Annotated in this window: 25 protein-coding genes and 1 pseudogene; 10 read left to right on the top strand and 16 right to left on the bottom strand. The window is 64.4% G+C overall.

What is annotated here, in order from left to right:
• Positions 1-85 precede the first annotated feature (85 nt).
• From QA649_RS28450 to QA649_RS28460, 3 genes are all read right to left on the bottom strand, one after another.
• Entirely contained in the window at positions 86-1,984 is a 1,899-nt protein-coding gene (locus QA649_RS28450) for a potassium transporter Kup (protein WP_283020095.1), read from the bottom strand.
• 169 nt (positions 1,985-2,153) lie between these two features.
• Positions 2,154-2,984: a flagellar motor protein MotB gene (locus QA649_RS28455; protein ID WP_018645543.1), complete on the bottom strand. Its 831-nt coding sequence runs from the start codon at positions 2,982-2,984 to the stop codon at positions 2,154-2,156.
• Between the two features lie 24 nt (positions 2,985-3,008).
• On the bottom strand, positions 3,009-3,782 hold the full coding sequence (locus QA649_RS28460) for a MotA/TolQ/ExbB proton channel family protein (protein ID WP_018645542.1): 774 nt from the start codon (positions 3,780-3,782) through the stop codon (positions 3,009-3,011).
• A gap of 296 nt (positions 3,783-4,078) precedes the next feature.
• Between QA649_RS28460 and QA649_RS28465 the strand changes: the two genes are divergently transcribed.
• Positions 4,079-4,372 (top strand): hypothetical protein, encoded by a 294-nt coding sequence (locus QA649_RS28465; protein WP_283020096.1) that lies wholly within the window; start codon positions 4,079-4,081, stop codon positions 4,370-4,372.
• 10 nt (positions 4,373-4,382) lie between these two features.
• Here the strand turns inward: QA649_RS28465 and QA649_RS28470 are convergent.
• Positions 4,383-4,542: pseudogene (locus QA649_RS28470) on the bottom strand (RraA family protein); the annotation flags it as partial.
• A gap of 223 nt (positions 4,543-4,765) precedes the next feature.
• On the opposite strand from QA649_RS28470, the gene QA649_RS28475 reads away from it, so the two are divergent.
• Positions 4,766-4,951 carry a hypothetical protein gene (locus QA649_RS28475; RefSeq protein ID WP_283020097.1) on the top strand — a complete coding sequence of 62 codons (186 nt, stop codon included), beginning with the start codon at positions 4,766-4,768 and terminating at the stop codon, positions 4,949-4,951.
• 229 nt (positions 4,952-5,180) lie between these two features.
• On the opposite strand, the gene QA649_RS28480 is transcribed toward QA649_RS28475, so the two are convergent.
• The 4 genes from QA649_RS28480 to QA649_RS28495 all read right to left on the bottom strand — a co-directional run bounded on the left by QA649_RS28480 (position 5,181) and on the right by QA649_RS28495 (position 9,729).
• The gene (locus QA649_RS28480; RefSeq protein ID WP_283020098.1) at positions 5,181-5,900 is read right to left on the bottom strand and encodes an RraA family protein; all 720 of its coding nucleotides are present in this window, start codon (positions 5,898-5,900) and stop codon (positions 5,181-5,183) included.
• Between the two features lie 122 nt (positions 5,901-6,022).
• A complete protein-coding gene (locus QA649_RS28485; RefSeq protein WP_283020099.1) occupies positions 6,023-6,904 on the bottom strand; it encodes a phosphatidylcholine/phosphatidylserine synthase in 882 nt (293 codons plus the stop codon).
• 86 nt (positions 6,905-6,990) lie between these two features.
• Positions 6,991-7,689: a phosphatidylserine decarboxylase gene (locus QA649_RS28490; RefSeq protein ID WP_018645537.1), complete on the bottom strand. Its 699-nt coding sequence runs from the start codon at positions 7,687-7,689 to the stop codon at positions 6,991-6,993.
• A gap of 81 nt (positions 7,690-7,770) precedes the next feature.
• Positions 7,771-9,729 (bottom strand): ABC transporter ATP-binding protein/permease, encoded by a 1,959-nt coding sequence (locus QA649_RS28495; RefSeq protein WP_283020100.1) that lies wholly within the window; start codon positions 9,727-9,729, stop codon positions 7,771-7,773.
• A gap of 201 nt (positions 9,730-9,930) precedes the next feature.
• Between QA649_RS28495 and QA649_RS28500 the strand changes: the two genes are divergently transcribed.
• Positions 9,931-10,536, top strand: coding sequence for a TIGR00730 family Rossman fold protein (locus QA649_RS28500; protein ID WP_283020101.1), 606 nt, complete (start codon positions 9,931-9,933; stop codon positions 10,534-10,536).
• Here the strand turns inward: QA649_RS28500 and QA649_RS28505 are convergent, their stop codons facing one another.
• From QA649_RS28505 to cysS, 4 genes are all read right to left on the bottom strand, one after another.
• Entirely contained in the window at positions 10,537-10,914 is a 378-nt protein-coding gene (locus QA649_RS28505; RefSeq protein WP_283020102.1) for a VOC family protein, read from the bottom strand.
• A 132-nt stretch (positions 10,915-11,046) separates the two neighbouring features.
• Entirely contained in the window at positions 11,047-12,645 is a 1,599-nt protein-coding gene (gene cimA / locus QA649_RS28510) for a citramalate synthase (protein ID WP_283020103.1), read from the bottom strand.
• Entirely contained in the window at positions 12,642-13,133 is a 492-nt protein-coding gene (locus QA649_RS28515) for a GNAT family N-acetyltransferase (RefSeq protein WP_283020104.1), read from the bottom strand. Before QA649_RS28515 ends, cimA begins: the two co-directional genes overlap by 4 nt.
• Positions 13,134-13,248: 115 nt before the next feature.
• Complete coding sequence (gene cysS, locus QA649_RS28520; protein WP_283020105.1) at positions 13,249-14,628, bottom strand: cysteine--tRNA ligase; 1,380 nt, start codon at positions 14,626-14,628, stop codon at positions 13,249-13,251.
• A gap of 283 nt (positions 14,629-14,911) precedes the next feature.
• On the opposite strand from cysS, the gene QA649_RS28525 reads away from it, so the two are divergent.
• On the top strand, positions 14,912-15,217 hold the full coding sequence (locus QA649_RS28525; RefSeq protein ID WP_283020106.1) for a hypothetical protein: 306 nt from the start codon (positions 14,912-14,914) through the stop codon (positions 15,215-15,217).
• Between the two features lie 129 nt (positions 15,218-15,346).
• Positions 15,347-16,546, top strand: coding sequence for a DUF2865 domain-containing protein (locus QA649_RS28530; RefSeq protein ID WP_283020107.1), 1,200 nt, complete (start codon positions 15,347-15,349; stop codon positions 16,544-16,546).
• Positions 16,547-16,599: 53 nt separating this feature from the next.
• On the opposite strand, the gene QA649_RS28535 is transcribed toward QA649_RS28530, so the two are convergent.
• Positions 16,600-17,508 carry a DUF2189 domain-containing protein gene (locus QA649_RS28535; protein ID WP_283020108.1) on the bottom strand — a complete coding sequence of 303 codons (909 nt, stop codon included), beginning with the start codon at positions 17,506-17,508 and terminating at the stop codon, positions 16,600-16,602.
• Between the two features lie 532 nt (positions 17,509-18,040).
• On the opposite strand from QA649_RS28535, the gene QA649_RS28540 reads away from it, so the two are divergent.
• The 5 genes from QA649_RS28540 to QA649_RS28560 are packed head-to-tail and all read left to right on the top strand — an operon-like array spanning position 18,041 to position 22,570.
• Positions 18,041-18,895: a cytochrome c oxidase subunit II gene (locus QA649_RS28540; RefSeq protein WP_283020109.1), complete on the top strand. Its 855-nt coding sequence runs from the start codon at positions 18,041-18,043 to the stop codon at positions 18,893-18,895.
• A gap of 56 nt (positions 18,896-18,951) precedes the next feature.
• The gene (locus QA649_RS28545) at positions 18,952-20,730 is read left to right on the top strand and encodes a cbb3-type cytochrome c oxidase subunit I (RefSeq protein ID WP_283020110.1); all 1,779 of its coding nucleotides are present in this window, start codon (positions 18,952-18,954) and stop codon (positions 20,728-20,730) included.
• Positions 20,727-21,431 carry a cytochrome c oxidase subunit 3 gene (locus QA649_RS28550; RefSeq protein WP_283020111.1) on the top strand — a complete coding sequence of 235 codons (705 nt, stop codon included), beginning with the start codon at positions 20,727-20,729 and terminating at the stop codon, positions 21,429-21,431. Before QA649_RS28545 ends, QA649_RS28550 begins: the two co-directional genes overlap by 4 nt.
• A gap of 14 nt (positions 21,432-21,445) precedes the next feature.
• Positions 21,446-22,168, top strand: a complete 723-nt coding sequence (locus QA649_RS28555) for a heme-copper oxidase subunit III family protein (RefSeq protein WP_283020112.1) — start codon at positions 21,446-21,448, stop codon at positions 22,166-22,168.
• A gap of 9 nt (positions 22,169-22,177) precedes the next feature.
• The gene (locus QA649_RS28560; protein WP_283020113.1) at positions 22,178-22,570 is read left to right on the top strand and encodes a cytochrome C oxidase subunit IV family protein; all 393 of its coding nucleotides are present in this window, start codon (positions 22,178-22,180) and stop codon (positions 22,568-22,570) included.
• Between the two features lie 25 nt (positions 22,571-22,595).
• Here QA649_RS28560 and QA649_RS28565 read toward each other — a convergent pair whose 3' ends face one another.
• The 3 genes from QA649_RS28565 to QA649_RS28575 are packed head-to-tail and all read right to left on the bottom strand — an operon-like array spanning position 22,596 to position 26,121.
• Entirely contained in the window at positions 22,596-24,353 is a 1,758-nt protein-coding gene (locus tag QA649_RS28565; protein WP_283020114.1) for an NAD+ synthase, read from the bottom strand.
• A 21-nt stretch (positions 24,354-24,374) separates the two neighbouring features.
• Positions 24,375-24,728 (bottom strand): diacylglycerol kinase, encoded by a 354-nt coding sequence (locus QA649_RS28570; protein ID WP_018645520.1) that lies wholly within the window; start codon positions 24,726-24,728, stop codon positions 24,375-24,377.
• Between the two features lie 4 nt (positions 24,729-24,732).
• A complete protein-coding gene (locus QA649_RS28575) occupies positions 24,733-26,121 on the bottom strand; it encodes a 3-deoxy-7-phosphoheptulonate synthase class II (RefSeq protein ID WP_283020115.1) in 1,389 nt (462 codons plus the stop codon).
• Positions 26,122-26,141 lie beyond the last annotated feature (20 nt).

Here is a 26,141-nt window from a genome sequence, read left to right on the forward strand (position 1 = left end):
GGGCTTATAGTCCTGCGCTACCGGCATGGCCTAGCCCGATTTTGGGCCTTAGCCATGCAAATCTGCATAGTTCTGCCAGCAGCGCTTAAATGGTCACTTGGGTCCCGACTTCAACCACCCGCCCGGTGGGAATCTGGAAATAGTCGGTGGCGTCGTTGGCGGACCGGCTCAGCGCGATGAACAGATGGTCCTGCCAGAGCGGCATGCCCGACTGCGCCGAGGCCTTCAGCGACCGTCGCGACACGAAGAACGATGTCGACATGATGTCGAACTGCCAGCCCTGCTTGCGCGCGATCGCCAGCGCCTTGGGTACGTTCGGCTGCTCCATGAAGCCGAAGCGCAATCGGACCTTGGAGAACTTGTCGCTGACCTTCTCCATGCGGAAGCGCTCGGACAGATCGACCCGCGGCGTTTGCGCGGTCTCGATGGTCAGGATCACGTTGTGCTCATGCAGGACCTTGTTGTGCTTGAGATTGTGCAACAACGCGGTCGGCACGAATGAGGGGTCGCTGGTGAGAAACACCGCGGTGCCCTTGACGATGTGCGGCGGCCGTTTCTCCAGGCTGCGGATCAGGTCATCCAGCGGCACCTCGATCCGGCGCGTCTTCTGGATCAGGATGCCGGTGCCCTTCCGCCAGGTCCAGATCGTCCCGGCCATGACCACGCCGAACAGCAGCGGGACCCAGGCGCCCTCGAGCAGCTTGAGCAGGTTGGCGCTGAAGAAGGTCATGTCGACCATGACGAAGGGCAGGATCACGATCGAAGCGGTCGCGGCGCGCCAGTTCCACAGCTTCCAGATCACGATGAAGCCCATGATGCCATCGGCAACCATCGTGGTGGACACCGCGATGCCATAGGCCGAGGCGAGACCGCTGGGCGTGCGGAACAGCAGCACCAGCAGCATCACGCCGATCAGCAGCAGCCGGTTCACGCGCGGCAGATAGATCTGGCCGGCATGGGATTCGGAGGTGTAGCGCACCTCGAAGCGCGGCAAGAGGCCGAGCTGCACTGCCTGATAGACAAGCGAATAGGCACCGGTGATCACCGCCTGGCTCGCGATCACGGTCGCGGCGGTCGCAAGCCCGACCAGCGGCAGCACGAGCTTCTCGGGCACCATGCGGTAGAACGAGTGCTCGATCGCGCTGGGATCGGACAGCACCAGGGCGCCCTGCCCGAAATAGTTGATCAGCAGCGCGGGCAGCACGAAGAACATCCAGGCCGACTGGATCGGCTTGCGGCCGAAATGGCCGAGATCGGCGTAAAGCGCCTCGCCGCCGGTCACCGCGAGGAACACCGCTCCCAACGTCACGAGGCCGATCGTGCCGTGCGTCAGCAGGAATTGCAGGGCGTAATAGGGATTGATCGCCGCCAGCACCGACGGATCGTCGGCGATGTGGACCGCGCCCATCACCGCCAGGACCGTGAACCAGACCACCATCACCGGGCCGAAGGCGGATGCCACCAGCGCCGTGCCCTTGCTCTGCACCGCGAACAGCAGCGCCAGGATCAGGACCGTGAGCGGCACGACATAGTGCTCGAACGCAGGCGTCGCGAGCTTCAGTCCGTCGACCGCCGACAACACCGAGATCGCCGGCGTGATCATGGAATCGCCGATGAACATGGAGGCGCCGACGACGCCCAGGGCGAGCAGGAACCAGCTCCGCCGGCCCAGCGCGCGCTGCCCGAGGGCCATCAGCGAGAGCGTGCCGCCCTCCCCGTTGTTGTCGGCGCGCAAGAGCAGCAGGACGTATTTGGCCGTCACGACGATCAGGAGCGCCCACAGGATCAGCGAGAGCACGCCGAGCACGATCACCCGCGAGACGGGCTCACCGCCAGCCGCGCCCCTGACAGCCTCGTGGAATGCATAGAGCGGCGAGGTACCGATGTCGCCGAAGACAACGCCGATGCTCCCGAGCGTAAGGGCCCAAAAACCCGAGGTGACCGGCCCTTCCTGGGTCTCGGTCTGTGTGATGCTCGCCGCCATGAGGATGGAAAACGCTTCGTCCCTGAATTTGATCCGGCGCCTTTTGACGCTTCCTGCGCGCCTGTCAATCCGCACAGCATAGCAGGCACGGAGCCGGATGCTGTGACGGTGCGGCCACGCCGTCGCCTGCGCGACGAGATGCCTCAGGTAAGATGGTAGCACAAGGGAATTATGGCTTCAGATTCGGCGGCAACGGCGGGTCTTCGCGCATCAGCGTGATGGTCACGCGCCGGTTGGCGGCAAGCGAGGGATCGTCCGGAAACAGCGGCTGGGTGTCCGCCTTGCCGGAAACCGCGAAGATGTGGGAGGACGGCAGGCCCTCGCGCTCGAGGATCTGGCGCACGGCATTGGCGCGGTCGGCCGACAGATCGAAGGCGCCGTAATCGCTGCGGGTCGGCACGAATCCGGCCGCGGTGTGGCCGGCAATGGAGACGCGGAGCGGCGTGGCCTTGAGCGGGACCGCGAGCTTCTCGATCAGACGGCGGGTGCGGTCATAGGGCACCTTGGAGCCGTCGGCGAACATCGAACGGCCGTCCTGGTCGACGATCTCGAGGTTGAGGCCCTGCTTGGTCTCCTCGAACATGATGTGCTTGGACATCTCGGTCAGTTCCGGCATGTCCTGCAGGGCCTGCCGCAGCGAGGCCGCTGCGAGCGCGAAATTGCGGTCGATCTTCATCTTGGCGCCCGACGTGCGGTCGCGATCCTCCTGGTCCGGCGTCGGCGTGTTGGAGGCATCCTCGGGCTGGATGTGATCGACGTTCTTCAGCCGCGGGCGTGTCGGCAGGCCGTCCGACTCGACGATGCCGGCGTAGCGCGCCTCGCTCTGCACGCCGAAGGCATCGCGCATCGAGCCGGCGACGATCTTCAGCTTGTTGGCGTCCTGCGTCGAGAACGCGACGAGCATCACGAAGAAGCTCATCATCAGGCCCATCAGATCGGCGAAGGTCACGAACCAGCCGTGACCACCGCCGTGAGCATCGCCGCGTTTCTTCTTGGCCATCTCTGTTGATCCCGGGGAGCGGCCTTACGCCGGCACCGGCTCGCCCTCGGCGTGGCGATGCTTCTCCGGCAGATAGGCCAGCAGCATTTCGCGCACCAAGGTCGGGCTCTTGGAGTCGCGGATCATCAGGATGCCGTCGATGATGAGGGTGCGGTTGGTCTCTTCGTCCAGCAGCTTGCCGTGCAGCTTGTCGGCGATCGGCAGACAGAACAGGTTGGCGACGAGCGCGCCGTAGAGCGTTGCGAGCAGCGCGGTCGCCATGAACGGGCCGAGTTTGGACGGATCGGTCATGTTGGCGAACATCTGCACCATGCCGATCAGGGTGCCGATCATGCCGAACGCCGGCGCGCAGTCGCCGATGGCGCGGTAGATCTTGCTGCCCTCGTCGAGATGCATCAGGAAGTTGTCGCGGTCGCGCTCGAGATTGTCGCGGATGAAGTCGAGGTCGTAGCCGTCGGCGACGTAGCGGATGCCCTTGGCGAGGAAGGGCTCGTCGGTCTCGACCTTTTCGAGACCCACCGGGCCCTGCTTGCGGGCGATCTCGGCGATGCGGGCGAGCTCGTCGACGAGGTCGTGGGCCGACAGCCGGCTCATCGTGAAGGCGAACTTGGCGCCGAGCGGAAGGCCGTGCAGGAGCGCCGAGAGCGGAAAGCGGATCATGGTCGCGGAGATGGAGCCGCCGAAGATGATGATCATGGCATGTTCGGAGATGAACATGTGCAGGTCGCCGCCCATGAAGATCATCGCCGTGATGACGATGATGCCCGCCGTGAGCCCAACGCCCGTCATGATATCCATGGGAGACTCCAACGCGTCCGCAACAACGGCCGTCCTGGCCGCTGGCGCGGCCCAACCCCGAACCGCATCGGAAACCCTAGAGCGCCGCCCTTAAAGCCGCGTAAAGGTTAAGCCGGGGCAGTGTGCGAGGCGCTGCTGCGCGCGCAGCGATTGCCGTCCAAGGACGGGAATCTCAACACTTCGCTAACCATACGTAGGCGCGCTGGAACGACGCTGCGGCCCTACGCCACGTCGAGACGATCGATCATTTGGTATTTTCTGGCCGTCCGGCATGCTCGATCGCGGGAGACATCGCGATGTTGACGCTGTTCAGTCTTCTTACCGCACTGCCGGCGGTGCTGGCGCTCCATCTGCTGGAGCCGGAGCTCGTGCTGCCGGCGTTCAGTGTGCTGCTCTTTGTCGAAGCCGCCTTCGCCGTGCTCGCAGCGCGGTTGATTCACTCCTCCGACAGCACAGACGACATCACGCTGTGGGATCTTGCCGGCGGCTGCACCCTGATCGGATGCGCCGCCGCCGTGCTCGGCGAGCCGGATCAGGCCGCCCTGTTTCTGACGGAACACGGCAACCCGCGGCCGGCATCGCGGCCGTAGGTCGCGCTTGGTGGATCTCCGCCGAGCGCTTCAGCGCGACCTTCGGCTTCTCCAGCGAGAAATCGGGGCTGCGGGCGATCCCGGGTCGGCATCTTCCGGCGATCGCAGAGTTCGTCGGCCTCGGGCAGCTTTGTGGCCACGTCGAGTGGGATCACGACTGCACCTTGCCGGTGAGACCATCGGACTTCACGGACCTGGGGTACCGCAACCTTTGCTTGAGTTTGAACGACCACAAGCTAAAATCACTCGGACGTGATGACCTCGTGGGCTGATCGGCAAGCAAGAATGCTCGCGTGCCAGGCGGGACCTTGAACCTTCTCTCGCCAGCTCGGACCTATCGATTGCGGCGGCACATCCGTCACAGCAACCAGACTGGTTTCAAAGGAGCTGCAAATGGTCGAAAAGACGTCCGAGGCAGGTGCGGCACATCAAGAGACTGTCAAACCCGGCGATCCCGCACAGGCGAAGGCGCCGGTCGCAGCGCTGAGTGATGCGCTGCCGGATGATCAACTCGACACGGTTTCGGGCGGCGCGTGGCCGACTACCACCTCGAAGTATAACACCGGCCCCGGCGGTTAGTCGCCTTCGCCCCGGAATGCCATGCTCAATGCCGGCCTCACGAGGCCGGCATCTCCGATGACGTCTTTCTCTTATGCCCAAGCGGCCGGCGGGAGCTGGCATCGGCTTGATGCCTGCTATTGCCGGATTCGGACCAGCGGAATGTCAAGCGATGGCCGCATCATCAGGGCACGGCGGAGTTCATCTCTGCCCTGACTGCGGCAGAGTGCGAGCCTCCTCCCCCCAAAGCTTAGTGAATCTCCGCCGAGCGCTTCAGTGCGGCCTTCAGCTTCTCCAGCGAGAAGTCGGGGCTGCGCGCGATCTCGAGGATCGGCGTCTCGCGGCGACCGCAGAGCTCGGCCGCTTCGGGCAGCTTTGCCGCAATGTCGAGCGGGATCACGATGGCACCGTGCTGGTCGGCATGGATGAGGTCGTCGGACTTCACGGTCATGCCGGCGACGCGAACCTCGCCGCCAAAGCTCTCGGCATGCACCCAGGCATGCGACGGGCCGATCGAGCCGGCGAGCGCCTGGAAGCCAGGAGCCCATTGCGGGATGTCGCGGATCGAGCCGTCGGTGATGACCCCGAGGCAGCCAAGCGCCTTGTGCACGTTGCTCTGCACCTCGCCCCAGAACGCGCCATAGCCGACATCAGGACCGTCGATGTCCTGGATCACCGAGATGCGCGGACCGTGCCCGGTGCCGACATATTCGTAATATTCGATGCGGCGCTTCGACTGCTCTTCAGGTGCAAGCGAGGACTTCAGCACCGAGCGAATTGCGACCGTGCGGGCATAGCCGACGATCGGCGGCAGATCGGGAAACGGGCAGACCAGTTGCTTGGTGGTGTAGCCGATCAGCCGGCGCTCGGGCGCCACGATCTCCATGGCGTTGCAGATCGTCGGGGTGTCGTAGCGGCCCAGCGCTTCGAGGACGGAGGCGGGCAGCGGCCCGGTCGCTTTATCAGTCACGGCGTTCTCTCCCAGATTGGCGGTCGCTGTTGGCGCGATGCCGCCGGCACAGGGCGATATAGCCGAGATCGGGCCTCAACCCAACTCAGAGGGCCTCATGGCAGATATCCGCGCGGGGCCGCTCAGTGCAGCCGTCCGGGCCGGTCGTCGTCGTGCGGCGGCTCCGACAAATTCGCCAGTGTCGGCGCCGACGGCGGCGACGGGACCTCGCCTCCCACAGGTGCGGTGGCTTCCATCGCGCGCGCCTGGTCGCGATAGGATTTGTAGCCGAGCGGCAGAGCGAGAAGATACAGCACCGTGCCGATCGACAGCACGTGCCAGGGATAGGCAATCAGGAGCGCGATGAACACGATCACCGCGACGAAGGCCGGCAGCACCAGCTCGGGCGGCACGCGCATGCGCTTGGTCTTGCCGGAGAACACCGGCAGGCGCGACACCATCAGGAAGGCGATCACCAGCGTATAGGCCGCCGTCACCGCTGCGGGCAGCCGGCCGAGATCGAGGAAGGCGACATAGATCGGCAGCAGCACCGTGATCGCGCCGGCCGGCGCCGGCACGCCGGTGAAGAAATTGGCGGCGAAGGCCGGCTTATTCGGATCGTCCATGGTGGCGTTGAAGCGCGCCAAACGGAGGCCGCCGGAGATCGCGAACACCATCGCGGCGATCCAGCCGGCATTGCCGAGCTCGTGCAATTGCCAGAAATACAGCATCAGGCCGGGCGCGACGCCGAAATTGACGAAGTCGGCAAGGCTGTCGAGCTCGGCGCCGAACTTGGACTGGCCCTTGATCATGCGCGCGATGCGGCCGTCGATGCCGTCGAGCGCGGCCGCGAACACGATGGCGTAGACGGCGAGCGACATCCGCCCCTCGATCGACAGGCGGATCGAGGTCAGGCCGGCGCAGATCGCCAGCAGCGTGATGACGTTGGGCACCAGCATCCGCACCGGAATGGGGCGGAACCGCCGGCGGCGGACATCGGGATCTCTCACGTCATAGGGCGTCATGGCTCGTCCTTATCTTAGGGCGAGATATAGCAAGCCCCGTTCCCCTCCGCCATTGCGGCGGAAGGCCCGCAAGGAACCGACTTTGGTTAATTGGCGCGGAAGGCGCGGCTCGGGTCGTCGCCGGCAAGGTCGGCCAAAATGGTCTCGCCGGCGATCGCGGTCTGCCCTTCCGAGACCAGCGCCTTACTGCCGACCGGCAGGTAGACGTCGAGCCGCGAGCCGAAGCGGATCAGGCCGAAGCGCTCGCCGGCGCCGATCGCCTGGCCTTCCCTGACGAAGCAGACGATGCGCTTGGCGACGAGGCCTGCGATCTGGACCACGCCGATCCGCGCCGTCGGCGTCGAGATCACCAGCGAGTTGCGCTCATTGTCCTCGCTCGCCTTGTCTAGCTCGGCATTGATGAACAGGCCGGGCCGGTAGGCGATGCGGTCCACCCTGCCCGCTACGGGGGCGCGATTCACGTGGCAGTTGAACACGCTCATGAACACCGAGATGCGCGGCAGCGGCCGGTCGCCGAGCCCGAGCTCGGCCGGCGGCAGCGCCATGGTGATCATCGAGACGCGGCCGTCGGCCGGCGACACGACAAGACCCTCGCGCACCGGCGTGACCCGCACGGGGTCGCGGAAAAACAGCGCGCACCACACGGTCAGGATCGTGCCGATCCATCCCAAAGGCGACCACAGCCAGAACAGGATCAGGCTTGCCAGCGCAAAGCCGCCGATGAAGGGATAGCCCTCCTTGTGGATCGGCGGGATCTGACGCTGGATCGAATCGAGAATGGACATCGCTATCTGCCGCCTAGGAGTTTATGGCACGCGGGGTGCCCCGCGCGGTTGTTTAGGCCAGAGTTGGGACCGGAGACAAGGTCACTCCGCCGCCGCAGGCGTCGTCAGGGCGTCCCGGACCGGCGGCGGCTCCCGGTTGGGAGCCTCGCCAGAGTCGGCCATCTGGGCCAGCTTCTCGCGCGCCGCCTCGGCCTCGCGCTGCCTGTTCCACATGCTGGCATAGAGGCCGCCCAGTGCGAGCAGCCTTGCGTGGGTGCCGCGTTCGGCGATCCGGCCCTGGTCCAGCACGATGATCTCGTCGGCGCCGACGATGGTGGAGAGCCGGTGCGCGATCACCAGCGAGGTGCGGTTCTTCGCCACGCGCTCGAGCGCGCCCTGGATCTCGTGCTCGGTGTGGGTGTCCAGCGCCGAGGTCGCCTCGTCCAGCACCAGGATCGGCGGCGCCTTCAAGACTGTGCGCGCGATCGCGACGCGCTGCTTCTCGCCGCCCGATAGTTTCAGGCCGCGCTCGCCGACCTGGGTCTCGTAGCCTTTCGGCGACATGCGGATAAAATGGTCGATCTGCGCCAGCCGCGCCGCCTCCTCGACCTCGGCATCGCTGGCGTCCCAGCGGCCGTAGCGGATGTTGTAGCGGATGGTGTCGTTGAACAGCACGGTGTCCTGCGGCACCATGCCGATCGAGGCGCGCAAGCTGGCCTGGGTGACCTCGCGAATATCCTGGCCGTCGATCAGGATTTTGCCGCCCGAGATGTCGTAAAGGCGGAACAGAAGCCGCGACATCGTCGACTTGCCCGCGCCCGACGGGCCGACGATCGCGACCGTCTTGCCGGCCGGCACCTCGAAGCTGATGCCCTTGAGGATCGGACGCGACGGCTCGTAGGCAAAGCGCACGTCCTCGAAGCGCACCGTGCCGGCCGAGACCACCAGCGGCTTCGCGTCGGGCGCGTCCTTGATCTCGGCCTCGCGCCCCAGCACGCCAAACATCTTCTCGATGTCGATGATCGCCTGCTTGATCTCGCGATAGACCATGCCCATGAAGTTCAGTGGCTGGTAGAGCTGGATCATCATGGCGTTGACCAGCACGAAATCGCCGACCGTGTTGGTGCCGTTGCGGATGCCGATCGCGCACATCAGCATGGTCGCGGTCAGACCCAGCGTGAAGATCACGGCCTGGCCGGTGTTGAGCACGGCGAGCGAGGTGTAGGCCTGGATGCTCGACTCCTCGTAGCGCGCCACGGAGCGATCGTAGCGCTGCGCCTCGCGGGTCTCGGCGCTGAAATACTTCACGGTCTCGTAGTTGAGCAGCGAGTCGATCGCCTTGGTGTTCGCCTCGGTGTCGGAATCGTTCATCTTGCGGCGGATGCCGATCCGCCACTCGGTCGCGATGTAGGTGTAGTACATGTAGACCGTGACCGTGATCAGGGTTGCGACCACGTAGCGCCAGTCGAACTGCCAGAGCAGCACGGCCATCAGCAGCGAGACCTCGACGATGGTCGGGATCAGTTGCAGGATCACCATGCGCACGATGACCTCGATGCCCTCGCGGCCGCGCTCGAGCACCCGCGTCAGGCCGCCGGTCTTGCGCTCCAGATGAAAGCGCAGCGACAGCTCGTGCATGTGGACGAAGGTGATGGTGGCGAGCTTGCGCACCGCGTGCATGGCGACGCGGGCAAAAATGCCGTCGCGCCATTGCGTCAGCACCGCCATCAGGATGCGCATCACGCCGTAGCTGGCGGTCAGCAGCAACGGCGAGGCGATCACCCAGAGGTGCCAATTGTCAGCCTGTACCGGCGCGGTGTTGGCGCCGGTCAGCGCATCGGTCGCCCATTTGAAGCTGAACGGCACCGTCAGCGTGATCAGCTTGGCCGCGAGCAGCAGCACCATCGACCAGATCACCCGCATCTTCAGGTCGAAGCGGTCGCCCGGCCAGATATAGGGCCACAGATGCGCCAGCGTGCCCATCAGCGTGGCCCCGGCCTGCGGCCCCCCGGCGGGAGGATCAGGAACGTCGGCGCCGGGAAGCGATTGAGGTTGGTCCATCAAAAAGCCTGACAGCCCGCCGGATGCGGGCAGCGTTACGATTTGCGATTTTCGCCCGTCATATAGAGCCTTCCGGATGCCAGCGCACCCCGCCAGATGGCGAATCTTTGATTGTTTGTCGCCGTTTACCGGTAGATTTCCGGATGGGCCGAATCACCGATTGGACTTGACGCCCCTTCGCTGCAATGCATCATGGCACCAATGAGCACGATCAAAACCGTCTGTGTCTATTGCGGCTCCGGTCCCGGAACCAATCCCCACTTCACCGAAGGCGCCAAGGCGTTCGGCAAGGCGCTCGCCGAGAACAACGTCCGCCTGGTCTATGGCGGCGGCTCGCTCGGCCTGATGGGCTCGGTCGCGACCTCCGTGCTCGATCACGGCGGCACCGTCACCGGCATCATCCCCGAATTCCTGCGGATGCGCGAGAACGCGCTGACGCGCGTGCAGGAGATGATCGTCACCCCCGACATGCACGAGCGTAAGCGGCTGATGTTCGAACGCTCCGACGCCTTCGTGGCGCTGCCGGGCGGCGTCGGCACGCTGGAGGAGCTGGTGGAGCAGCTGACCTGGAAGCAGCTCGGCCGTCACGCCAAGCCGGTGCTGCTCGCCAATATCGACAATTTCTGGGAGCCGCTGTTCTCGCTCCTGTCGCACATGCGCCAGACCGAGTTCATTCGCGCCGGCCTGTCGGTCGACATCATCAAGGCCGATCGCGTCGAGGAGATCCTGCCGAAGCTGAAAGCGGCCGCGGCACAGATCGCCGAGGCGGAAAAGCAGCTCGCCCCGGAAGTGGCGCGCAAACTCTAGTCACTCCTGCGGAAACGTCACCGCCTCGATTCGATTACCATCGGGATCGAAGACGAAGGCCGCGTAGTAGCGCACGCGATCGTGCGGACGGAGGCCCGGCGCGCCGTCGGACGCGCCGCCGGCGGACAACGCGGCGGCGTGAAACGCGTCGATCTCGGCCGTGGTCTTCGCCCGCAGGCAGACGTGCACGCCGCTCTCCGGCCCGACACGCGGCATGCCTTCGCGCAAATTGATCCAGAACTCCGGATAGGCCTTGCCGAAGCCCACCGTGCGCGGCCGCGTGACGAGGCGCGTGAGGCCGAGGGCGGCGAGCGATGCGTCGTAGAATCTTGCTGAGCGATCGAGATCGCTGACGCCGACGGAGATGTGGTCGATCATATGCCGTGCTCCCCCCTCGTCATTGCGAGCGAAGCGAAGCAATCCAGAGTCTATCCGCCGAGGCAGTCTAGATTGCTTCGCTTCGCTCGCGATGACGGCGCTTGTGGCGCCGCCGTTCCCTACGTCATCATCCTACGCCGGCGCACCCGATTTCACGAGCTTGTAGATCACCGAATCCATCAGCGCCTGGAACGAGGCGTCGATGATGTTCGGGGAGACGCCGACCGTGGTCCAGCGGTCGCCATTCTCGTCCTCGCTCTCGATCAGCACGCGCGTGACCGCGCCGGTGCCGCCATTGAGGATACGGACGCGGTAGTCGATCAGCGTCAGCCCCTCGATGTATTTCTGGTACTTGCCGAGGTCTTTTCGCAAGGCGACGTCGAGGGCGTTGACGGGGCCGTTGCCTTCGGCCGCCGAGATCAGGTGCTCGCCCGCGACATCGACCTTGACCACGGCCAGCGCCACCGTGACGCGCTCGCCGAGCGCGTTGTAGCGCTGCTCGACATTGACGTCGAACTGCTCGACCTCGAAATAATGCGGCACCTTGCCGAGCGTGCGGCGCGCCAAAAGATCGAACGAGGCGTTGGCGGATTCGTAGGCGTAGCCCTGTGCCTCGCGCTCCTTCAACTCCTCGACGAGGCGCGTCAGCTTCGGATCGCTCTTCTCGTAGGCAATGCCGGCGCGGTCGAGCTCGGCGATGACGTTGGAGCGGCCGGCCTGGTCGGACACCAGCACCTTGCGATGGTTGCCGACCAGCTCCGGCAGCACATGCTCATAGGTCTGCGGATCCTTCAGCACCGCGGAGGCATGGATGCCGGTCTTGGTGACGAAGGCGCTCTCGCCGACGTAAGGAGCATGCCGGTTCGGCACGCGGTTGAGCATGTCGTCGAGGGTACGTGACACCTTCACCAGCGTCGCCAGCTTCTCCGCGGTGACGCCGATCTCAAAGGTGTTCGCAAAATCCTTCTTCAATTTCAGCGTCGGGATCAGCGAGCAGAGATTGGCGTTGCCGCAGCGCTCGCCAAGGCCGTTGAGCGTGCCCTGGATCTGCCGGGCGCCGGCGCGCACCGCGGCGAGCGAATTCGCCACCGCCTGCTCGGTGTCGTTATGGGCGTGGATGCCGACGTGATCACCGGGAATGTGCTTCGTCACCTCGGTGACGATGGCCTCGACCTCATCAGGCATGGTGCCGCCATTGGTGTCGCACAGCACCACCCAGCGTGCGCCAGCTTCATAGGCAGCCGTGGCGCAGGCCAGCGCGAATGCGGCATCTTCCTTGTAGCCGTCGAAAAAATGCTCGCAGTCGAGCATCACTTCGCGGCCCGCCGCCTTTGCCGCCGCGACGCTGTCGCGGATCGAGGCGAGGTTTTCCTCTTTCGTTGTCTCCAGTGCGACGCGCACCTGATAGGCGGAGGATTTTGCAACGAAGCAGATCGCATCGGCCTTGGCTTCCAAAAGGCCCGCGACGCCGGGATCGTTGGAGACCGATCGCCCTGCCCGGCGCGTCATGCCGAAGGCGGTAAAGCGCGCGTGATTGAGCTTCGGCTTGGAGCCGAAAAACTCCGTATCGAGCGGGTTGGCGCCGGGATAGCCGCCCTCGACATAGTCGATGCCGAGGTCGTCGAGCATCGCCGCGATGACCTGCTTGTCGGTCAGCGTGAAATCGACGCCGTTGGTCTGTGCCCCATCGCGCAGCGTGGTGTCGAACAGATAAAGACGCTCCTTGCTCATGGCACAGCTCCAAGCGTCTTCTTCATGGTGGTGTTGGCGAGCCACTCGTCATTGATGGTGACGCTGTTGCGCTGCTGGGCGGTGTAGCCGCGCTTGGCGAAGAAGCCCTCCGCGGTATCGCTGGCATCGACCGAAAGGCTCTTGGCGCCGCGGCCGCCGGCGAGCTTCTCCAGTGCGTCGACCAGCATGGTCGCGATGCCCTGCCCGGCCACGGCCGGATGCACGTAGAGCATCCGGATGTGATCGGCGCCGCGCAGCGAGGCGAAGCCGACCGGCGAGCCCTCGAGCGTCGCGATCAGCGTCAGGTCGGAGGCGAGCCGCTTGCCGAACTCCTCGTCCTCCGACGCCTCCATCCAGGCCTGCTGCTGCGCTTCGCTGTAGTCGTCGCCGGTCAGCTGTTCGATGCTGGCGGTGAAGATCGCAGCGAGCACCGGCACGTCATCGGGCAGGAACGGCCTAAGTGCGGGCTTTGGCAAAGTCTGTCCCATCGTCCTCACCACATCCCATAGAGTTTCAGCACGATCGCCACGGCGGCACCGAGCAGCAGAATCTTCAGCGCGATGTAATAGAGCCAGTGCCGCGGAAACGGCGTGTCGGGCCGCTTCATCGCGCGACCTCCCAGGTCGTTCCGTCCTTGGAGTCCTTGATCGCAACGCCCATCGCGGCGAGCAGATCGCGGATGCGGTCGGATTCCTTGAAGTCTTTCCGCGCACGCGCAGCCGTCCGCTCCGCGAGCAGGCGCTCGACTTCAGCGGCATCGACGCCGCTCGCCTGCTGCTTGCGGCTTTCCCATTGCGCTGCACTCTCGGCGAGGAAGCCGAGCAGCCGCAACGAACCCGACAATGCTGCGGCTTCGCTACGCAAGCCGTGCAGCGCCGCGATCGCCAACGGCGTGTTGAGGTCGTCGAGCAGCGGCTCGACCACGGACGCAGCCGGCTCGCCTGGCACGACGTCGGCGGCGACGCGATACCAGTCGTCGAGCGTCCTGGCGCTCTCCTCCAGCGACTTCATGGTCCAGTCGATCGGCGAGCGATAATGCGTCTTCAGCATGTTCAGGCGCAGCACCTCGCCCGGCCAGTCCTTGAGCAGCTCGTGGATCGTGATGAAGTTGCCGAGGCTCTTCGACATCTTCTCGCTCTCGACCTGCAGGAAGCCGTTGTGCATCCAGTAATTCGCCATGCGTTCACGGTGGAACGCGCAGCAGGTCTGCGCGACCTCGTTCTCGTGATGCGGAAACACGAGATCGATGCCGCCGCCATGGATGTCGAAATGCTCGCCGAGATGCTTCCAGGCCATGGCCGAGCACTCGATATGCCAGCCCGGCCGGCCCTCAGCCTTGATACCGGCCGGTGACGGCCATGACGGCTCGCCCGGCTTGGACGGCTTCCACAGCACGAAGTCGGTGTTGCCCTTCTTGTAGGGCGCGACATCGACGCGAGCACCGGCGATCATCTCGTCCAGCGAGCGATTGGACAGCGCGCCGTAGCGCGGCAGCGAGGAGTTGGCCGCGTTCATCGCCTGCGGCGAGAACAGCACGTGGTCCTCGGCGGCATAGGCGAAGCCGCCGGCAATCAGCCTTTCGATGATCTCGCGCATTTCGGCGATATGCTCGGTCGCGCGCGGCTCGACACTCGGCCTGAGCGCACCGAGCGCATCGACGTCGGCGTGAAACTGCTTGCCCGTCTGCTCGGTGACCTTGCGGATCGCCTCGTTCAGCGGCAGGCCGGGAAAGTCGCGCGCGGCACGGTCGTTGATCTTGTCGTCGACGTCGGTGATGTTGCGGACATATTTGACGTGCGCCTCGCCGTAAGTGTGGCGCAGCAGCCGAAACAACACGTCGAACACGATCACCGGCCGCGCATTGCCGATATGGGCGAAGTCGTAGACCGTCGGTCCGCAGACATACATGCGGACGTTCTTCGCATCGAGCGGCACGAAGGGGCGCTTTTCCTTCGTCAGCGTATCGTAAAGGCGCAATTCCATAGGGACACCCGTCGGCTGTTGGCCGGGCGTCCAGTGCTCTCAATGTGTTTGAGAAAAGACGGCTCCAGCCAGCGAATCGCTAGCTCGTAATCTCGCAAATGATGCAAATGGCGAGGAGACCGTTCATGCGGGAACATATGGGCCACGAGGACCCCTGACGTCAAGGGAGCCGCGAAAATGCCGTCTTCTGCCCGCAATGCGCGCCGGCCCGCCGCAATGGTTCCATTCCCCTTAACCTTTTGAGTTTATTAAGAGCGGGCGGTCTCCAGCCCCCGGTACCCCCATGCGATCCCTGTTCGCGCTCGTCTCTTGTGCCTCCCTCGTCGCGGCATCCGGCGCATTCGCCGAGACCCGCGTCTTCATCATCGCCAACCAGGCGGACGGCTACGGCGTCGACAAGTGCCTGGCCAAGGGCGACAAATGCGGGGCGCAGGTCGCACGCACCTACTGCCAGTCACGGGATTTTGCCCAGGCATCAAGCTATCGCCGGGTCGATCCCGACGAAATTACCGGCTCTGTCCCCAAAACCGGCGCAAACTGCTCCCATGGCCGTTGCGACGAATATGTCGCAATCACCTGCCAGCGCTGAATTCCCTCGGAGCTGGCGGACCTTAGGACCAGTCTTCGGCCCCTGAAACGACGTGACGATGCCGCAGGAAGCGGCTATTGGAGGGCGCGCTTCGGCCCCCAGATCATGCCGGGCCGTGACCTCGCTAGAATGGCGGATATGCCTGAATTTTTGTCCCTCTCCCGTGCCCGCTCCCTTCTTACCTGCACCGTGCTCCTCGGCACCGTCGTGCTCGCCAATGGCGCTTTCGCGCAGGCAGGTCCCCCCGGCCCGCCGCCTCAGCCCGGCCAGAACGGGCTTGGCCCCAATCCAATGTGCGCCCGGCTGGAGGGCCAGCTCGCCGCGCTCGACCGTGGCGGCGGCGGTGGCGATCCCGCGCGCGAGGAGCAGATTCGCCGTTATCAGGATTCCCAGGCCAAGCAGCAGGCCGAGCTCGACCGCGTCACCATGCAGGCCAAGCGCATGGGCTGCGACTCCTCCGGCTTCTTCTCGCTTTTCAACGGCCAGTCGGCGCAGTGCAGCCCGGTCAACACCCAGATCCAGCAGATGCGCGCCAATCTGGACCAGATCACCGGCAATCTCGAGCGCCTGCGCGGCGGCTCCGGCGGCTTCAGCCCGGAACGCGACAACCAGCGCCGCTCGGTGCTGATGGCGCTGGCGCAGAACAATTGCGGTCCGCAATATGCCAACGCCGCGCAGTCGCAGGGCGGCGGCAACTTCCTGAGCAACCTCTTCAACGGCGGCAACAACCCGAACAATCCGCAAGCCGTACCGCCCTCCGATCTCGGCCCGCAATCCGGCACCTTCCGCACCGTGTGCGTGCGCACCTGCGACGGCGCCTATTTCCCGATCTCCTTCGCCACGGTGCCGGCGCGCTTCCCCGATGACGAGAAGACCTGCAAGGCGCTGTGCCCGGCCGCGGAAGCCGTGCTCTACACCCATCGCAATCCCGGCGAGGACATGAATGCGGCGGTCTCCATCGGCGGCCAGCCTTACACGGCGCTGCCAACCGCGTTCAAATTCCGCAGCGAGTTCAACCCGTCCTGCTCCTGCAAGGCGGCCGGACAGACCTGGGCGGATGCGCTCAAATCGGCCGACGACAAGGCGACCGTCGAGCAGCAGGGCGACATCATCGTCACCGAGGAGAGCGCCAGGAAGATGCAGCAGCAGCGTCTCAACAAGGGCGCGCCGCAGCCTGCCAACACCAAGAAGGGCGCGGCGCCCGCGCCGACGACGGCCGCTGCACCGGCCGCGACACCGCCGGCGGATAGCGGCACGGCTGCGCCGAGTTCAGAGAACAAGCCGATCCGTTCGGTCGGCCCGACCTTCCTGCCGCAGCAGCAGAAGTAGGCCTAACCCATCATGCCCAGCGAAGGCGGCCGCCAGGCGCGGCCGTTTCGCAGTTACTGCTCGCCCTCGCGGCTCCACGGGAAGAGATTGGCCGGAAAGTCCGCTGCGTAGCGCTTTCCCTTCGGGGGCGGCGGCGGCTCGTCCGGTGGATTCGGGTTGGGCTCGACCATCCGCCGATAGAGGTGCCAGGTGGCATGACCGAGCACCGGCAGAACGACGGCGAGACCGACGAAGAGCGGTAGCGAGCCGATCACGAGCAGCGCCGCCACGATGAGGCCCCATCCGGCCATCGCAACCGGATTCGTTCCCACCGCTCGGAGCGACGTGCGGATCGCGTCGATCGCAGTCGCATGCCGGTCGAGCATCAACGGGAACGACACGACGCTGACGCACAAGGCCACAACCGCAAACAGGAAGCCGACACCGCAACCAACGACGATGAGCGACCAGCCTTCCGGTGTCGTCAGCACGCGCGTCGCGAAATCGGGAATGCTTGCAGCCGCCGCGTGACCGAAGATCGTGACATAAATTGCGTTTGCGACACCGATCCAGGCCCCGAACAGGACCAGCAGGAGCACGCCGAGCTCGACCATGGCACCGAACGACGGTGCGCGCAGCACCTTGATCGCATCCCACGCATCGACCTCCTCGCCACGTTCGCGACGCCGGCTGAGTTCGTAGAGACCGATCGCGGCAAAAGGCCCGATCAAGGCGAAGCCGGCGGCCAGCGGAAACAGGAGCGGCAACACCGAATAGCCGAGAACCATCCTGAACAGCACGAGACCGAGAACGGGATAAATCACGCACACGACGATCGCGTGACTCGGCATCGCCTGGAAATCCTCCCAACCCAGGCGCAGCGCCTCGGTCAGGTCCGACAAGCTGATCTTGCGAATGGGATAGGAGGCCGCTTCGCCGAAGACGTGCCGCCTGATGATGTCGTGGGAGTACAGAGTGGCCATGAACGGAGCCTCCCGTGCTGAAAATCGCGATTGTCGATAACACGCGCTTTTCAGCCACGCGTGTCCGCCTGACGAGCAGGAAACGCGATGGGTCGGGTACGGCAACCCAGGTTCAGCGAAACGAGCCTGGCCGGACGGAACCCGTCGCGACCTGCCTCGCGAGCTTAGCGCGCGCGGGGCACGGCTGTGCTCACGGTTAGGTGAATTGTGCACCAGCACGGGTTTGTGCGTCGCATCAACCTGACCCGACGTGCGCACCTGACGCGTTGTCGGCTTGCCGGCGACGGCAACCACGCCACGTCGGGGCACCTACATTGCTCTATTGACGCCGGATTGGGGCGGTATCATTTTAGACGCAGACGCCCTTAGTTGATGGTCGCGAAGCGTTCTCTTGATTTCGCGACCCGTGGAATGGGCGAGGCAAAAGGCCGGCGATGGCATAGATGCCAACCAAGAAAGGCCAGCCATCGCGACAGACTGAGCTCCGCCCTGGATTCGTATCCGTAGCCTTCGATGGCAAGGATGGATCAGGATGGCTGTCGCACTGATACTGCTTCTGGTCGCGATCGGCTCGGTGCTGTTTCACATCTACAGCCCGTGGTGGTGGACGCCGATCGCCACGAACTGGGCCTATATCGACCACACCATCAACATCACATTCTGGATCACGGGCTTCGTTTTCGTCGCGGTCATCGCCTTCATGGCTTACTGCGTCTTCCGCTTTCACCACAAAGAGGGAAGACGGGCTGACTACAATCCGGAAAACAAAAGGCTCGAGTGGTGGCTGAGCGTCGGGACCGGCGTCGGCGTCGCGGCCATGCTGGCGCCTGGCCTCGTGGTCTGGCACCAGTTCGTGACGGTGCCTGCGGATGCCACCGAGGTCGAGGTCATGGGCCAGCAATGGCAGTGGAGCTTCCGCCTTCCGGGCAAGGATGGGCAGCTGGGCACATCCGATGTCCGCAACATCGCGTCCGACAATCCGATGGGGCTCAATCGCGACGACGCACACGCGCAGGACGACGTCGTGATCGAGAACGGTGACCTGCACCTTCAATTGGGAAAGCCGGTCAAGGTTCTTCTCCGCTCGGTTGATGTCCTGCACGATTTCTACGTGCCCGAATTCCGGGCCAAGATGGACATGGTTCCAGGCATGGTGACCTATTTCTGGATAACGCCGATCCGGACCGGAACGTTCGATGTTCTCTGTGCGGAGCTCTGTGGCGCGGCTCACTATCAGATGCGGTCCAAGGTCATCGTCGACGAAGAGCGTGAATATCACGCTTGGCTGGAGCAACAAAAGACGTTTGCCGAATTGTCTTCGGCAAAAGCCGTCGTGAAGGCGACGTACCAATCCGGTGGCAAGGAGCAAGCTGCCGCCACGAAATAGATCGGGCGCATGAGGCCAACGCCTCGCTTCCGATGGAAACGACCGAGGAGGTTTCTATGGTCGATATTCCATATGAAGGGATCGAAGGCATTCCGCCTGCCGAAGTACCTGACGTCGAGCTCTATCATCCGAGGAGCTGGTGGACACGGTATGTCTTCTCGCAGGACGCCAAGGTGATCGCCATTCAGTATTCGCTGACGGCCACGGCCATCGGGCTGGTGGCCCTGGTGCTGTCGTGGCTGATGCGGCTGCAACTGGGATTCCCCGGCACCTTCTCTTTCATCGATGCCAACCAGTACCTCCAGTTCATCACCATGCACGGCATGATCATGGTGATCTATCTGCTCACCGCATTGTTCCTCGGCGGCTTCGGCAACTACCTGATCCCGCTGATGGTCGGCGCCCGGGACATGGTCTTCCCTTATGTGAACATGCTGAGCTACTGGGTCTACCTGCTCGCGGTCCTGGTGCTGGCCTCGACGTTCTTCGTGCCCGGCGGTCCCACCGGCGCCGGCTGGACGCTCTACCCGCCGCAGGCAATCCTCTCCGGAACACCCGGGCAGGATTGGGGCATCATTCTCATGATGTCGTCCCTGATCCTGTTCATCATCGGCTTCACCATGGGCGGGCTGAATTACGTGGTGACGGTGCTGCAGGCGCGTACCCGCGGCATGACGCTGATGCGCCTGCCCCTGACGGTGTGGGGCATCTTCACGGCGACCGTCATGGCGCTGCTGGCATTCCCTGCCCTCTTCGTTGCCTCGGTCATGCTGCTGCTCGACCGTCTCCTGGGAACCAGCTTCTTCATGCCGTCTCTCGTAGAGATGGGACAACTGTCGAAGCATGGCGGCGGCAGCCCGCTGCTCTTCCAGCACCTGTTCTGGTTCTTCGGCCATCCCGAGGTCTACATCGTCGCCCTGCCCGCCTTCGGCATCGTCTCCGATCTGATCAGCACGCATGCGCGCAAGAACATCTTCGGCTACCGCATGATGGTCTGGGCGATCGTGGCGATCGGCGCGCTCAGCTTCATCGTCTGGGCGCACCACATGTATGTGAGCGGCATGTTCCCGCAATTCGGATACTTCTTCGCCACCACGACGCTTATCATCGCCATCCCCACCGCGATCAAGGTCTACAACTGGGTGCTGACCCTGTGGCGCGGCGACATTCATCTCAGGGTGCCGATGCTGTTCGCCCTCGGCTTCATCATCACCTTCGTGAACGGCGGGCTCACCGGCCTCTTCCTCGGCAACGTCGTCGTGGACGTGCCCCTCTCGGATACCATGTTCGTTGTCGCGCATTTCCACATGGTGATGGGCGTGGCGCCGATCATGGTCGTGCTCGGCGCGATCTATCATTGGTACCCAAAGGTGACGGGGCGGATGCTGAACGACGCCCTCGGCAAGTTTCACTTCTGGGTCACCTTCCTGGGCGCCTACCTGATCTTCTTCCCGATGCACTATCTCGGACTGCTCGGGGTTCCACGCCGGTATTTCGAGCTCGGGGACACGTCGTTCATCCCCTCCTCGGCCCATTCACTGAACGCCTTCATCTCCGTGGTGGCCTTGACCGTCGGCTTCAGCCAGATGGTGTTCCTGTTCAATCTCGCCTGGAGCTTGTTCAAGGGTGAGGCCTCAGGCGGCAATCCGTGGCGGGCAACGACGCTGGAGTGGCAAACGCCGGAGACGCCTCCGGGACACGGCAACTGGGGCAAGGAGCTCCCGATCGTGTACCGCTGGGCCTATGATTACAGTGTGCCTGGCGCCGCGGAGGACTTCATTCCGCAGAACCAGCCGCCACGCGCGACGCAGCTCGTTCAGGGAGCTGCTTTGTGAGCGCCATCATTCTGTTCCTGGCTGTGCTTGCGGTGATCGCCGGATGGTGGCTGTCGCAGCAGCGGCTGACGGCCAAGCCCTGGCTGGAGGAAGGCCCGGTCGGTGACTTCCCCGGCGGCGATGCCATGACCTGGCCGGCGGCAAAGGTCGGACTTGGCGTGTTTCTCGCTGTCGCGAGCGCACTGTTCGTCCTCTTCATCAGCGCCTACTCGATGCGCATGAGCGTGGTGGACTGGCGGCCGATGCCGATACCGCGGCTGCTGTGGGTCAACACGGGCGTCCTGGTCCTGAGCAGCGTCGCGCTGCAATGGGCGTACGTGGCTGCTCGGCGACAGGACACTGAGAGCGTCATGATCGGTCTGCTCGCTGGCGGAGCATCTGCCGTGATCTTCCTCGCCGGACAGCTGCTGGCCTGGCAACGGCTCGGGGCTGCCGGATATTTCGTAGCGTCCAATCCGGCGAATTCCTTCTTTTACCTGTTGACCGCGGTACACGGGCTGCATCTGACGGGCGGTCTGGTGGCCTTGGGTCGAACCTCAGCCAGGATGTGGCGTGGCGCCGGGATCGCCGAGATGCGATTGAGCGTGGAACTGTGCGCCATCTACTGGCACTTCCTGCTGCTGGTCTGGCTTGTCCTGCTCGGTCTTCTCACCGGCTGGACCGATGATTTCGTCGACATCTGCCGCCGATTGCTGAGCTAGGGAGGCAAGTCCAGATGGCTGAGACCGTGCTGACACATTCTGGCCAATCGACTGCGCGGCTTGAAGGCTGGCGCGGCATCGCCGACGACTGGGCGTCCGATCAGCGCGCCTTCAAGAACGTGTCCTGGGGCAAGGCCATGATGTGGATCTTCCTCCTCAGCGACACCTTCATCTTCAGTTGCTTCCTGCTCTCCTACATGACGGCGCGCATGTCGACGACCGTGCCGTGGCCGAATCCCAGCGAAGTCTTCGCCCTCAATATCGGGGGCAACCACATCCCCCTGATCCTGATCGCCATCATGACCTTCGTGCTGATCAGCAGCAGCGGAACGATGGCGATGGCCGTCAATTTCGGCTACCGCCGCGATCGCGTGAGAACCGCAATCCTGATGCTGGTCACCGCAGCCTTCGGCGCAACCTTCGTCGGAATGCAGGCCTTCGAATGGACCAAGCTGATCATGGAGGGGGTTCGGCCTTGGGGCAATCCATGGGGTGCGCCGCAGTTTGGTGCGAGCTTCTTCATGATCACCGGCTTCCACGGCACCCACGTGACGATCGGCGTGATCTTCCTGATCGCGATCGCGCGAAAAGTCTGGCGCGGAGACTTCGACGTCGAGAGGCGCGGCTTCTTCACGAGCCGCAAGGGGTACTACGAGATCGTCGAGATCATGGGCCTGTACTGGCACTTCGTCGATCTCGTGTGGGTCTTCATCTTTGCATTCTTCTACCTTTGGTGAGGTCGGCGCATGACAAACGCGGCGGTACACATGGAAGGACAGCTCCACGCTCCGGCGCATGGCGCAGTCGCAACGGGAGCCGTTCACGCCAAGGGTCAACAGCACCCGATCAAGCTCTACCTCGTGGTCTGGGGCTGGCTGTTCGTCCTCAGCACGGGCTCCTATCTCGTCGACTTCTTTGGCCTGCACGGCTATCTGAGGTGGTCGTTGATCCTGCTGTTCATGATGTTGAAGGCCGGCCTGATCGTCGCCGTCTTCATGCACATGGCCTGGGAGCGACTGGCCCTGGCCTATGCCATCCTGCTGCCGCCGATCGCGGTGTTGGTATTCGTGTCGATCATGGTGCTCGAATCCGAATACACGCACTTCCTACGGGTGCTGTTTTTCGCAACCCCGTCATAGCACTCGCCGCCGCTCAAGACGGAGTTCACCCCTCGAACGCGTCGATCGACGCCTTGCTGCCGCGCGAGACCAGCGTCTCGTCCGGGGCCGGCAGCCTCTCACCCTTGTCGCGAAAGCGGTTGGTGATGGGATAGCGGCGGTCGCGGCCGAAATTCCTGGGTGTCACCTTCACGCCGGGCGCAGCCTGGCGGCGCTTGTATTCGGCGACGTTGAGCAGATGATCGATACGGGTGACGGTCTCGTGGTCGAAGCCGGCGGCGATGATCGCATCGAGCGGCTCCTCGCGCTCGACCAGACGTTCGAGGATGGCATCGAGCACGTCGTAAGGCGGCAATGAATCCTGATCGGTCTGGTTCTCGCGCAGCTCCGCCGTCGGCGGACGCGTGATGATGTCAGGGGGAATGACCTCGCCTGCAGGTCCGAGCGCGCCATCCGGCTTCCAGCCGTTACGCAGGCTCGCCAGCCGAAACACCTGCGACTTGTAGATGTCCTTGATCGGGTTGAAGCCGCCGTTCATGTCGCCGTAGAGCGTGGCGTAGCCGACCGACATCTCCGACTTGTTGCCCGTCGTCACCACCATCAGCCCGGTCTTGTTGGAGATCGCCATCAGCAGCGTGCCGCGGGTGCGGGCCTGGAGGTTTTCCTCGGTGATGTCAGGCGGCAGGTTCTTGAAGATGCCGGACAGGATGGTCTCGAACCCGGTCACGGCTTCCGCGATCGGCAACACCTCGTAGCGGATGCCGAGATGGCCAGCGAGTTCGCCGGCATCCGCAATCGAGTGTGCCGCCGTATAGCGATAGGGCAGCATCACGCCATGCACCTGGTCGGCGCCGAGCGCATCGACCACGATCGCCGCGCACAGCGCGGAATCGATGCCACCGGAGATGCCGAGCAGCACGCCGGGAAAACCGTTCTTGCCGACATAGTCGCGCAGGCCCAGCACGCAGGCGGCGTAATCGGCCTTGTCGCCCTCGACCTGCTCCGCGATCGGCCCCGTGCAGCGCCAATCGTCGCCGTTTCTGGTGAAGCGGAGCGTGGTGACGTTTTCCTCGAACGCCGGCAGTTGCGCTGCGAGCGAGAGATCGCCGTTGAGCGCGAAAGAGGCGCCGTCGAACACCAGTTCGTCCTGCCCGCAAACCTGGTTCAGATAGACCAGCGGCAGCCCGCTCTCGGTGACGCGCGCGACCGCCACCGACAGCCGCACGTCGCTCTTGTCGCGGGCGTAAGGCGAGCCGTTCGGGACGAGGATGATCTCGGCGCCGGTCTCGGCCAGCGTCTCGACCACGTTCTCGTAGTCCTCGGACTCCTCGAGCCAGATGTCCTCGCAGATCGGCACGCCGATGCGCACGCCGCGCACCGTGACCGGGCCGGCCGCAGGTCCCCGCGCAAACAACCGCTTCTCGTCGAACACGCCGTAGTTCGGCAGATTGCACTTGAAGCGGAGCGCGGCGATGCGGCCGCCGTCGAGCAGCGCACAGGCATTGTAGAGCCGGCCGTCCTCGACCCAGGGCGTGCCGACCAGCATGGCCGGCCCGCCATCGGCGGTCTCACGGGCGAGCGCTTCGATCGCGACGCGGCAGGCGGCCTGGAAGGCCGGCTTCTGCACCAGATCTTCCGGCGGATAGCCAGAAATGAACAATTCCGGAAACAGCACGAGATCGGCGCCGTCGCCGGCCGCTTGCGCGCGCGCGGCGCGCACCTTCGCGGCATTGCCCTCGATGTCGCCCACGGTCGGATTGAGCTGGGCGAGCGTGACCGCGAATGCGTTGAGACGTTCGGTCATGACGGCCCTTTTCAATTCTCGTCAGACGAAACCCAGCCGCTCGACGATGGCGAAGATCCAGAACGCGCCCGCCATCAGCAGCGCCACACCAACGGCCGCCGAGCCCATGTCCTTGACTCGGCCGATCTGCTTGTCGTGATCCATGGTCAGACGGTCGGCGAGCTTCTCGATCGCGGTGTTGAGCAGCTCGACCGTCAGCACGAACGCGACCGCACAAATCAATTCGACCGCACGCATCGCTGTGGCGCCGATGAACCAGGCCAGCGGCAGCGACAGGAGGAGCGCAAATATCTCCTCGCGGATGGCCTGCTCCGAACGGAACGCAAAAGCCAGACCGTTGCGGGAATTGATCGTGGCCTTCCAGATTCGCAGCAAGGTCCTAGAGCCCCGCTGCGGCCGGCATCGGCTTGGTCTTGCCGGCACGTTCCTGCTTCAGCAGCTCGGCGACCAGGAAGGCCATGTCGATGGATTGCTCGGCGTTGAGGCGCGGATCGCAGACCGTGTGGTAGCGGTCGTTGAGATCCTCGTCCGTGATCGCGCGGGCGCCGCCGAGGCATTCGGTGACGTCCTTGCCCGTCATCTCCAGATGCACGCCGCCGGCATGGGTGCCTTCGGCGGCGTGGATCGCGAAGAACGACTTCACTTCGGACAGGATGCGGTCGAACGGCCGCGTCTTGTAGCCCGACGTCGAGGTGATGGTGTTGCCGTGCATGGGATCGCACGACCAGACCACCACTTTGCCCTCGCGCTTCACGGCGCGGATCATGTTCGGCAGATGCTCGCCGACCTTGTCGGAGCCGAAGCGGCCGATCAGCGTCAGCCGGCCCGGCTCGTTGTCGGGATTGAGCACGTCAATCAGCTTCAGGAGCTCGTCGGGCTTCAGCGACGGGCCGCATTTGAGCCCGATCGGGTTCTTGATGCCGCGGAAATATTCGATGTGGCCGTGATCGAGCTGGCGGGTGCGATCGCCGATCCAGATCATGTGGCCCGAGGTCGCATACCAGTCGCCGGTGGTGGAATCGACGCGGGTCATGGCCTGCTCGTAGCCGAGCAGCAGTGCCTCGTGGCTGGTGTAGAAATCGGTCGAGCGGAGCTCGGGATGGGCCTCGAGATCGAGGCCGCAGGCGCGCATGAAATTGAGCGCATCCGAAATGCGGTCGGCCAATTCCTTGTAGCGGCGGGACTGCGGGCTATCCTTGAGGAAGCCGAGCATCCATTGATGCACGCTGCCGAGATTGGCGTAGCCGCCGGTGGCGAAGGCACGCAGCAGGTTCAGCGTCGCCGCCGACTGGCGATAGGCCATCAGCTGGCGCTGCGGATCCGGCACCCGCGCCTCTTTCGTGAACGCGATGTCGTTGACGATGTCGCCGCGATAGCTCGGCAGCTCGATGCCGTTCAATTTCTCGGTCGGCGACGACCGCGGTTTTGCAAATTGGCCGGCGATACGGCCGACCTTCACCACCGGCACCGCGCCGGCATAGGTCAACACGACCGCCATCTGCAGCAGCACGCGGAAGAAGTCGCGGATGTTGTTGGCGCCGTGCTCGGCAAAGCTCTCGGCGCAGTCGCCGCCCTGGAGCAGGAAGGCCTCGCCGGCCGCGACACGGGCCAGCGCCTTCTTCAAATTGCGCGCCTCGCCGGCGAACACCAGCGGCGGAAAGGTCGCAAGCTGCGCCTCGACGTCGGCCAGGGCCTTGGCGTCGGGATAATCGGGCACCTGTAGCACCGGCTTGCTGCGCCAGGACTCGGGCGTCCACCGCTCGGACATCGCAATCTCTCCGTGAAGCA

Origin of the sequence: Bradyrhizobium sp. CB1717 (assembly GCF_029714325.1) — a bacterium.
Lineage (GTDB): Bacteria > Pseudomonadota > Alphaproteobacteria > Rhizobiales > Xanthobacteraceae > Bradyrhizobium.